Here is a 10,129-nt window from a genome sequence, read left to right as displayed (position 1 = left end):
ACCATGGATCAGATGATCGCCGACGCCTGGCGCTGGCATCAGGTGGGCCATTTCGACAAGTAAGCTCTAAAGCATTACGGTTTTAACTTGAAACATATCCGGCGCCCATGAAGTAGATATAGCATTCTTGAGGATCTTAGACCCCATGATCGCAGCATTAGCTGACTGGGTCTGTGGCCTCTCCCGCGGCATTCTCCGTTCGAGGGTTGCGTCAGATTGGCTGGCGCCGAGCCTCAAGAATGGGGGAGAGACCACATGCAGGATAGCACGTTCATTGGGCTTGATGTCCACAAGGCGGCGATTTCGGTCGCGGTTGCAAAGGGCGAGTGCGGCGGCGAAGTCCGCCACTGGGGGACGGTGCCGCATCGTCCCGATCACGTCCGCAAACTTGCTGAGAAGCTGGCCGCCGACGGGGGGCGGCTGCATTTCTGCTATGAAGCGGGTCCCTGTGGCTATGGTCTTTACCGCCAGCTTGTCGAGATGGGGCACGACTGCATCGTGGTGGCCCCGTCCCTGATTCCGGTGAAGGCGGGTGATCGAGTGAAGACGGACCGACGCGATTCTGTGATGCTGGCAAAGCTGCATCGTGCGGGCGAGTTGACGGCGGTCTGGGTGCCCGATGCGGCGCATGAGGCGATGCGCGATCTTATCCGGTCGCGGGCCACGGCGATGCGCGTGACGGGCAAGGCCCGCCAGCACCCTCAGGGCTTCCTGCTGCGTCACGGTCGGATCTATCCCGGCAAGAAGGGCTGGACCGGTGCATACCGGCGCTGGCTGGCCACGGTGCGGTTCACGCATCCGGCACAATAGGTCGTCCTTCAGGATTACATTGATGCCGTCGCGGATGCCGAGGCGCGGGTGGAACGACTGACGGAGCAGATCGCCGATCTTCTGCCGAGTTGGAGCCTCGCGCCGGTCGTGGATTCCGTTCAGGCAATGCGCGGTGTTGGGTTCATCGTCGCGGTGACAGTGGTGGCCGAGGTCGGAGATTTTCAGCGTTTCGACAATCCGCGGCAACTGATGGCCTATCTGGGACTGACCCCATCGGAGCATTCCAGCGGCGCCAGCGTGCGGCAGGGCGGGATTACCAAGGCGGGCAGGCACCAGCGCTGGAGCGAGCTGCGTCTCGAAGTAAATGTCAAAAGCGGCTCGATCCATTACACCGCCGATGACCCATGGTGCGATCAAGGCCTGGCAGGTCAGGCCTGCGATGAATGTTTGTGTCTGCCGCGCCCGAACGGTGATGCACCTGCAGCAAACGGCAGCGCCCGCGTGCGGCACCTCAGCACAAAAACTCGACTGATCTTGCCAAAAGGTGGAGTTTGCACTGTCGGCATACTGCGCTTTACTGACCTTCGTGCATATCGCGGTGAAGAGGTGCCTATTTTTCTGCGTCGCGGCGCAGCCCTACCCGAGCCCTGATCTTGATTTTGAGAGAGGCATGTCGCGCGTCACCTGCCTTTCACCTCTCCTCCTGTACGTTATTCAGCGTTCCCGGCTGCCTTTCGTCGCCTCATCCTTCTGCCGTTCCTGAACCTTCACGGTGTTCTGCACCTGCGCTTCTTGCTCCCTGGTCACATTCGCGAGTTTCTGCACCGGTATGTCACGCCCGCTTTTGACGCTTTGCGACAGCAGCGTCGCGGCGTGATTTCTGGCGTTTTCGCGGTCTTTTTCGGGGACACCTTCGGCGCGTAGCCGGGCATCCATGTGGGCGAGGACACTGGCTGGTCCCTTTCCAGCCTGATCACCCGGCTCATAGCGTTTGATGCGGTCTTCCAGACGGTCGGAATTGGTATCCTGCTGGCGTTGCTTGTCGGACGGCTCCGTTGCGTCCCCACTGGATTTGGCAGCATTTTTGGCCTTTTGCGGCTCAGGGGAGGCCTGCTCGATCATCGTCGGCTCGTCACGCTTCTGCGGCGCCTCGGGGGGCCCCTTCGCGATGTCGCCAGACCGCTCAATATCCTTGGCATCCCAGAGGCGACGATGGCCCTGCCGTTCCACCTCCTCGCCGGTCTTCTTGTCCTTTGTCTTGTAGGTGACGGGCTCCACACCGGGAGAGTGGAACGTCGCGCGATCCCCGACTTTGAGATCATGCTTTTCCACGGCATCGGCGATTGTGACGCTCCACAGACGTTCGCTTTTGCCGCTTTTCCTTTCCAGCTCCACGAATGGCACGGGATCTGCGCCTTCGCGGTTGCGATAGGGGGCCGTGCCAATGTCGGTGATCTTCCCCGAGACGCCGTTGGCGAAATTCGCGCGCGGCATCTCAACCACGTTGCTGTCCTTGTGGGAAGCGTCTGCACGGGCTTTTTGCGTGACGGCCTCCTGTGTTGTTCCGCGCGGCTGGTCTGTTCTTTCGATGGTACGTTCGCCGATCATCTGCCCGCGTCGACTGGCCTCTTCCTGATCCTTTTCTGAGGGGCGGTATCCCTGCACCCTGAGCCCCTGCGCACTGCCCTCAATCCACATTTCCCGCCGAAACTCTTCGGGCCCCTTCGCCTTGAGGCTTTGCCAGCCGCGGTGCCCGGCGAGTTCGATCATGTCCATGGCCGTGGCGCGATCCGCATGTTTGGTGCTGAGCCGATCCCCCTTGTCGATGATCGAGGGGCGCGCGTCCTCGTAAGAGCGGAACAGCTCCTGCTGGTTTTTTGTCTTCGTCACCAAAAACCTGTCATGATAGCTTGAGGGCAACGAAAACCGCTCGTCATCGGTCTTCTTGTCGTCGCGTTTCGCAGGCTCGATTGTGCCATCGTCCGGATCACCCGACGTTCGGGCGGTCTTACGCGTCTTTGCAGGTGTGGCCTCCCGCTCGGCCGTGCGCTCATGGAACGCGGTCCAGAAGTCGAGGTTCGAGCGGCCCATTCCCTCGCGTGGCGTGCCGTCGGACTTAACGTTGGCTTTGTCGCGGCGCACACTATCCAGCGTCGGGACCGATTTCTGCCACGCCTCGCCGACCGTCACGCCGGAGGCGACGGTTCGGGCTCCACCATCGTCTCTTTTCTCAATGACACGGGGGCGCAGTTTTGTGTCCGCATCGGCAAAGGCCCGCCCCGCGTCTGCCGCCGTGGCAAAGCGCTCCTGCCGGTCCGAACCGGCATAGGACAGCGTGAACCTTGCCTCCTTATCCTTGTTCTTGTCCAAATCAGTCATGCTCACTCCTTTCCGTCTTCGCCCCTTCAATGTCACAGCCAAGGGCTGCGAGGATTTCGGCCGCGCCTTTTGGGGTTGCGACCTTGCCTGCCGTGTTCAGCTCCGCGATCTTCGCCTGCGCCTCCGGCGCGCTCAGTTTCAGCCGCTCAAAGGAGATCCCGGCAGGGTTTGTGATCTCTTCGTCCGTCATCGGAACTTCCGCAGGCTCGCCATTCGCGACGTTCTGCGCTTGCGAGGCCTTCGGGCTCTCCATCTTATCGAGGCGTTTGTGCAGCTCGGCGTGCTGGCGGCGAAGCTGCCGGTTTTCGTCGCGCAGGGCCGCAACCTCACGCAACATGTCGTCTCGACCGATCGGATCAATCTGCGGCGGCGGGATCTTTGAGCGCTCAACCAAGGCGGCCTCTGCATAAAAGCGGATCTTCTTTGCCTTGATCGGCGGATGTCCGGCAACAAAGACCAGCGCTTCACTCTGATCCATCTGCAAGAGCTCCTGGGGCAGCATCAGGGCGCGCTTCTGTTCGCTGTGATTGACGGTCGTGCCCTTGCCGTTTGCGAGATGCTTGGGCCTCGATTCACTGCGGGTCTCGATGCCAAGCGTGCCGATGCGCTCGGACAGATTGCGCGCCTCCTTGGTCCCCTTGGGTGTGAAGACGATGCTGACGCCGGAATTGTCCATATAGGCATCCGCCCCGTCCTGACCGTAGATATCCGCCAGCTGGGCGGGGGTCTGGACGATGGTCAGAACCTTCATGCCATACCCCGCGAAATAACCGATCCCGCGCTTGAAGGACGGCATCTCCCCAACGGATGCAAACTCGTCCATGCAGAGCAGCACCTTGTGCTTCAGCGCAGGGTTCTGCTCGGGCAATTCCTGCATGTTGGCATCGACGCAGGACTGGAAGAACAGGTTCATCAACGGACTCAGACGGCCCAGGTTGTTCGGCGTGATCCCGACATAGATGCTCATGCGCTTCTTGCGCAGATCGGCGAAGTCGAAATCTGACGCGGCCGTGGCGCGGTCCAGCATGGGGTTGGCAAACAGGCCAAGGTTGGCGGTGATGGTGGATTTGACGCTCTCAAAGGTGTTTTCGCTTTTGGACAGGAAATCGTTCAGCGTCGAGACGGTCTGAAGCGACAGCGGCCGCTCCGCCTCCTCGCGCGCCTCAAGCCGGGCCCGGAACGTCTTTACGAAGGCGGGGGTCAGCGTGAGCTGGCGATAGATTTCTCCCAGAGTGAAGGGCAGCTCCGGCGTTTCGGCGAGGTAGCCGCCAACGCCGACAAAGGCGGTCTGTGCCGCCCGGTCAAAGAAGGGATCTTTTGATGCCACCGGAATGAACAGGTCCGCCAGGCGTTGAAGATCTTCAATCTGGTAATCCGTGCCCCGCCGGACCGTGGAGAGCGGATTCCAGCGGTGGGTCTTGCCGGTCGGATCCAGCGGGTCGAACAGGTAGACCTCCTGACCGCCAGCCTTGCGAAACCCCGCCGTCAGGGTCCAGTTCTCTTTCTTGATATCGAGGATGACCGCAGAATCCGGCCAGTTCAGCAGGTTCGGAACCACAACCCCGACGCCTTTGCCCGAACGGGTCGGGGCATAGAGAAGGATATGTTCATCATGGCCATAGATCAGCAGGTTTCTGTCTGACAGATGGCCGGACTTCTGGATCTTGACCGATCCGCCGTCCTCCACGGCACGGCCCCAGCGATCCACCGGCTTGCCGTAATTGCGCGCAGGCAGGGAGCCTGTGAAGCCCGCGATGATGCCCGTCTTCGACCTCATGCCCGCTTGCCTGATGCGGGACTCCCTCGCAAATTCGGCGCGGCCATGCACATCCGGTTTCGGGCGGGCCTTCAGGATGGCAGCGCCCAGCACGATGCCGGGCACGAGACCCGCATATCCCGACAGCTTGATCCATTTTACGGTCTCGGGATCAGTATATCCGGCAAGGGCAACGCGGGGCCAGAGCAGCAGAGCACGCGGGAGCGCGACGGGGATGTTCAGCCCCCAGTGCAAGGCATAGGCCGCCGTCACACCCCCGCCGATCACGGCAAAGAGGACGGCGGCAATGATCGCGGCGGCACGGGCGGCGATGTCCAGGCGGTGCCAGTTCTGGACAATCATGACGTCTGCGCCAGTTTGCGGCTGGGATCGAAGTAGACTTCGCGCACCCTGCGGCCTGCCTCGGTTTTCGTGATCTGCACGACCACGTCGACCATCTGATAGAGCATGTCCTTGATCTCATTTCGTTTGAGGTCCCGGCCCGCGTCGCTCTCTTTCACCAGAAGCGCCAGTTGCTCAAAGGCCAGGGCGGCGGACTCTGCGTGGATCGTGGTGATCGATCCGCCATGCCCGGTGTTCACATTGCGCAGATAGTAAAAGGCGGAAGCGTCGCGCAGCTCCTGCAGGAAAATGCGATCCGGGCGCATGCGCAGCGCGCTTTCCAGCAGATCCCGCACAGTCACCTGCGCTTCGCCCTGCCCGCCCTTGGAATAGATCATCCGCACGACATTTGGCTGCGGCAGCTCCAGCTCCACCGTGTCCTCGATCGTGAGCAGCCGTTCCTGCGCCGGGATCAGCGGAATGAGCGCCTTGGAAAAGGTGGTCTTGCCCGAGCCGGTCGATCCGGACACCAGGATGTTCTTCTTTGCCAGGACCGCCTCGTGCAGAAAGGCCCGCCAGTCCTTTGCGCGGTGCAACTCAAGCAACGCCGCATCTTCTGCACTCAGGGCGGTCGGGGCATTTTCCACTTCGGCAAACATGCCCTGTCCCAGCAGATCATCGAGCGAGAAGCTGCGCTGTGCGGGCTTGCGAATGGTGATGCTGACGGCCCCGGCCGGGACTGCGGGCGGGCAGACAATCTGGATGCGTTCGCCCTGCGGCAAAGAGCCTGAGAGGAGGGGCGTGGTTTCGTTGACCTGCTGGCGTGAGAACGTGCCAACGGTTGCAACGAAGCCCTGCAGAAAACTGTAACTCAGCTCCGGGGCTGCAATCTGCTCCCATCCTCCGACAGTGTCTTCCACGAAGACTTCGCCGGGCCGGTTGATGCAGATTTCCAGAACGTCGTCACGCTCAAGGTAGCGCGCGAGGGGGGCCAGGTGCGACGCCAGCGCCGGTGGCACAGTCTTCTGAGACGGTATGTTCGGCTGATCCATCATTTCAGGCGGTACACGCCGGAGAAATCGAGGTCGCGGGCGAGCAGCACAGAGACTTCCTCGCCCTGGTTCTTGCGCAGGATCACCGGCACGTCGATGGTGTTTTCCAATTCGGTCTGGGCCAGACCCTGCGCCGCAACCCGGGTGTTTTCGCCAGTACCTTCGTCGTCACTCCCGGAACGGGCCGCGACAACCAGGGCATCGTCAATGATCGAGAGCATCATCGTGCCCCCGAAGCGCGTCCAGAACTGGGTGTCGACATCGCCGGTGAGCCCGGTGCGCCCAAGCGGATCGGCGCCGGGTGAGCCCAGATTGACGATCACGCCCGTGGGGGTCTGCGCGCGGGTCCAGATGACAAACAGGCGCTTGCGGCCGCGCTGCATGCCTCCCTGGTATTCGCCCACGATGCGCGTTCCCCGCTCCAGCAGGATCACGGCACCGGTGGTTGCGTAGATATCGTCGGTAAGCGTGCAGCGCACGATCCCCGGTGCGGTCGAATCCATCGCGGTATCAAGCGCGCAGGGCATCGACGTGCCCTGCGTGAGTGTCAGGTTCGGATGTTTGAGGACCCTGGCCTTTTGCGATGGCCGGTCACTGGTGACGAGCTGCGCCGCGAGGCCCGTGGTTTGCACGCCTGCGCCCGCGGAGCCACCTGCGAAAAACTCCGCCTCTGCGGCGCCAGTCTGCGCGCCACCCTGATCCGCAAGCCCTGTCCTGTTGCCCTGATAGGCCATCACCGGGGCTCGTTTTGAGCTTTCATAGAGCTGCTCGGCTTCGCTCAATTCCTCCGGAGCTTGCTGCTCGTCCCTGCGCACCCGCTCGATCGGCCCGAGGGGCTCCTCTTCGCGCTTTTCTGGCGCCTCATCGTCTTTGATTTGCTCCGGCTCGTCGGTCTCAGAGAGGTCGGCAGGATCGAAATCCCGCGCGGGCCGGATCTGGGTGGCCTCTCTCTGTTCCTCCTGCGCAGGCTCGGGGTCTTCGTCGGAGGGCCATTGCAGAACCGCGAGCGTGCCAAGGAAGACAAGACCGGCTGCAACAAGATATTTCTTTTTCTTTTCAGTGATGCCCGCGCGCTTTGCATCGGTGATCGAGGAAATTCCGCGTTCACCGTCAACGCCGGGCACGGCGGTTCCGGCCGGACCTGCGGCGGGCGTTTGGTCGTCATCTGCCATGATTACTGTCCAATGATTTCGCGTGTCACCGAGCGGCTGGTTGTGCCGGTCCCGGTGTAGCCGCCAGAGGCATGTGCCAGCCCCATGTTGTAGATAGCGCTCACCTCGCCTCCGAGCCGCAGGCGCAGTTCCGGGGCCACGTCGTGCACGATGATCTGGTTCTTGCGCACTGTGGTGTTTGCCATGCGCTCGACCCCTGCATCGTCCAGGATGAACACGGAGGGCATGCGGGTCATGCGCGAGAAGGTCAGCACGGTCATTTCACCATTGTCGTAGGCTTGCGACGGCTGGAGCGCGCGAGATCCCGCGGCCAGATAGCGCCAGTTCTTGGTGCCTGACGTTGCGACGGATTCCGCGAGCCTCGCTTTGGCGGCTTCGGCCTGTGCACGGGCTTTTTGCTCGGCTGCCTCTGCGCGCCTGCGATTTGCGGTGTCGGTGGGATAGTCAAACCGGATCTGGAAATAGACATCCTTGGAATTGTTGGTGATCGCGCCGTCGCGCACGATCAACTCGAAGGAATAGGTTCGGGTCGTGCCGTCCTCGCGCATGGTCGCGATCTGCAGGTTGGTCGGCGGGTTCTTCTCCCGCGGCTTGAGATAGAGAATATTGCCGCGCGGCACGATTTCCCAGGCAAGGGTATCGCCGCTGCCGACATCGATGATTTCCTCGGTCTGCGCGAAGACCACCTGCACCGAGGTGCGCAGCGTGCCGACCACACGCACGACGTCCCATGCGTTGTAGTTGACCGAACGCACACGGCTGTCCGAACGGGACGGGTCCGGGATGTCGAGGGCGAGCACGGGCGTCGCGGCCGCCAAAAGGGCTCCGGCGGTGAGGGCTGCCTTGAAGGTCAGTGCGCGTTTCAGGATGAGCTTTGCCGTTCGTGTCACTGGGCTACCTCCGGATCTGCGCGATAGCTGGTCACGATGAAGCCCAGAGGGTTGATGGTCCTGTCCTGCGCGCTGATTTCGGCGTCGCCGTCAAAGTCGAACGCCAAGGTGGAGAGCCACGGGCTTTGCGTTGTGAGGTTTTCGCGATCGTTGATCTCACTCTTGTAAAAGCGCACCTGTGCGAGACTGTCGCTCAGGAACGAGATCGAGCGGATCTTGATTTCCGCCCTTGTGTCGGTGCCATAGGCGTATTGCGGGCTTTTGGGGTTGGTGCCGTTGAAATAGGCCGAGAACCGCGCCTTCTCCTCGGGCGAAGACATCAGCGTGACCTCGTGGAAAATCGCCTCGCGTTCGGCAAAAGCATAGCCCTCGCGCTCCCGCACGTAGCGCGCCAGGAAATAGCGTGTCACCGCCTCATCATACGTGCTCTTACCGTCGCTCAGGGAGGTCATGACCTCCGGCACGCCGCTGGCCTGATCAACGCGGATCACGAAGGGCACCACTTGCTTCAGAGGCGCCATGACGGCCACCGCGACGACACTGCTGACCGCCAACAGGCTGGCGATGCCCGCGATCCCCCAGGCCGTGCGCTTGGAGCGTTCGGCCGCGATCCGGCTGTCGTAATCAAAGCTGCGCGCCTGTTTCAGGTAGGCCGCCAGATCCTTGTCTTGGGATGTCTTCACCGCTCACCCCCTTCCCGGGCGTCTTCGATCCGGGGCGTGACGCCGATTTCCTTCTGTTTGTCCAGAACGGCGGCTTGATAGTCCCATTTGGTCGGATTGAGGGGGCGCACGACCGAGCCCTTCACATCCGGCAGCGGCGTGGTCGTGGCACAGGCCGAGGCGGCCAGGAGCAGCAACGGGGCGAGTATCTTCATGAGGTCACCTTGGAAATTTGAGAGTTGGGGGCTCAGCTCTTGCGCGCGGCAGATCCCATCGCACCGATGTCCCGGGCACCGGTCGACTTGGTGCCCAAAACCTTGCGCTCCACGACCCGCTGCAGCGCCCCGGTCGAGGCTCCGGTCCCCGCGCTCAGCGCCGAGGCAATCGACGGCAGCAGGAAGAAAAAGAGCGTTCCGCAGGCCATCGCGACCAGAAAGGCAGAGACGGCAGCGACGCCATCCGTGACACTGAAGTTCGCGTAAACATCCCCGATGAACGAGATCACAACCTGCATGAGGATGATGACCAGAAGTTTGAGGAGCGCAAAGTTCATGATCTGACCAAGCCAGGCGAAGAACCAGCCGCGTGTGAAATCGAACAGGGCAAAAGCAACGAAGAGGGGGCCGATCGAGGCCATGAGCGTCAGGCCGAAATGCACCAGAAGACTGATGACGAAGGCGATGGCGGCAAAGGGCACAGCGGCAATGATGACAACGATCGACAGCACATATCCGTAGATCGACCCGGCAATGCCCGAGCCATATTGGTCCTGAACCTCGAGGCTAATTCTTCCAGCCATTCTCATCACGGGATCGGAGGGAAGATCAATCGACCCTCCTGTCAGTGTTTCCACAAAGTCAGGGATACCTTCGAGAATGGTGTCACCGACCCATGAGGCATAGTCGCCGGCGCTGGAAACGAGGGTCCAGATGATCGCAAGTTTTAGGCCGCGCATTGTGAAATCCATCAGCGGTTCTTGGATCGAGCCCCGCAGGATCGCCCAGCCGTAGAGGATCAGATAGATGGTGAGGGCTGCCGTAAGCGGTTGATGAGCGACAACCACCATGGCCGGTGCCGACAACCAGCTTGGCCGGTGGGGCTGAAC

The 10,129-nt window shown here is 61.7% G+C and carries 10 protein-coding genes; 2 read left to right on the top strand and 8 right to left on the bottom strand.

Annotation, left to right across the window (positions count from 1 at the left end):
* Window positions 1–255 precede the first annotated feature (255 nt).
* Window positions 256–810, top strand: coding sequence for an IS110 family transposase (locus tag P775_RS19285; RefSeq protein ID WP_218967731.1), 555 nt, complete (start codon window positions 256–258; stop codon window positions 808–810).
* 48 nt (window positions 811–858) lie between these two features.
* Window positions 859–1,422 carry a transposase gene (locus P775_RS29930; protein WP_218967730.1) on the top strand — a complete coding sequence of 188 codons (564 nt, stop codon included), beginning with the start codon at window positions 859–861 and terminating at the stop codon, window positions 1,420–1,422.
* A 63-nt stretch (window positions 1,423–1,485) separates the two neighbouring features.
* On the opposite strand, the gene P775_RS19275 is transcribed toward P775_RS29930, so the two are convergent.
* From P775_RS19275 to P775_RS19240, 8 genes are all read right to left on the bottom strand, one after another.
* A complete protein-coding gene (locus P775_RS19275; protein ID WP_099912520.1) occupies window positions 1,486–3,150 on the bottom strand; it encodes an LPD7 domain-containing protein in 1,665 nt (554 codons plus the stop codon).
* Window positions 3,143–5,269, bottom strand: coding sequence for a type IV secretory system conjugative DNA transfer family protein (locus P775_RS19270; protein WP_099912519.1), 2,127 nt, complete (start codon window positions 5,267–5,269; stop codon window positions 3,143–3,145). The genes P775_RS19275 and P775_RS19270 overlap by 8 nt, the downstream gene beginning before the upstream one ends.
* On the bottom strand, window positions 5,266–6,267 hold the full coding sequence (gene virB11 / locus P775_RS19265) for a P-type DNA transfer ATPase VirB11 (protein WP_218967729.1): 1,002 nt from the start codon (window positions 6,265–6,267) through the stop codon (window positions 5,266–5,268). Before virB11 ends, P775_RS19270 begins: the two co-directional genes overlap by 4 nt.
* Window positions 6,268–6,299: 32 nt before the next feature.
* Window positions 6,300–7,472, bottom strand: coding sequence for a type IV secretion system protein VirB10 (gene virB10 / locus P775_RS19260; RefSeq protein WP_099912517.1), 1,173 nt, complete (start codon window positions 7,470–7,472; stop codon window positions 6,300–6,302).
* Between the two features lie 2 nt (window positions 7,473–7,474).
* Window positions 7,475–8,362: a P-type conjugative transfer protein VirB9 gene (virB9, locus tag P775_RS19255; protein WP_245875769.1), complete on the bottom strand. Its 888-nt coding sequence runs from the start codon at window positions 8,360–8,362 to the stop codon at window positions 7,475–7,477.
* Window positions 8,359–9,045: a VirB8 family type IV secretion system protein gene (locus tag P775_RS19250; protein ID WP_099912516.1), complete on the bottom strand. Its 687-nt coding sequence runs from the start codon at window positions 9,043–9,045 to the stop codon at window positions 8,359–8,361. The genes virB9 and P775_RS19250 overlap by 4 nt, the downstream gene beginning before the upstream one ends.
* Window positions 9,042–9,239: a hypothetical protein gene (locus P775_RS19245; RefSeq protein WP_099912515.1), complete on the bottom strand. Its 198-nt coding sequence runs from the start codon at window positions 9,237–9,239 to the stop codon at window positions 9,042–9,044. Before P775_RS19245 ends, P775_RS19250 begins: the two co-directional genes overlap by 4 nt.
* A gap of 32 nt (window positions 9,240–9,271) precedes the next feature.
* Window positions 9,272–10,129, bottom strand: an 858-nt coding sequence (locus tag P775_RS19240) for a type IV secretion system protein (protein WP_099912514.1), incomplete at its 5' end; no start/stop codon positions are given.

It is taken from the genome of Puniceibacterium antarcticum (assembly GCF_002760615.1).
GTDB classification, from domain to species: domain Bacteria; phylum Pseudomonadota; class Alphaproteobacteria; order Rhodobacterales; family Rhodobacteraceae; genus Puniceibacterium; species Puniceibacterium antarcticum.
The sequence above is the reverse complement of the archived record's forward strand: the minus strand, read 5'-3'. Positions and strand labels throughout refer to the sequence as shown.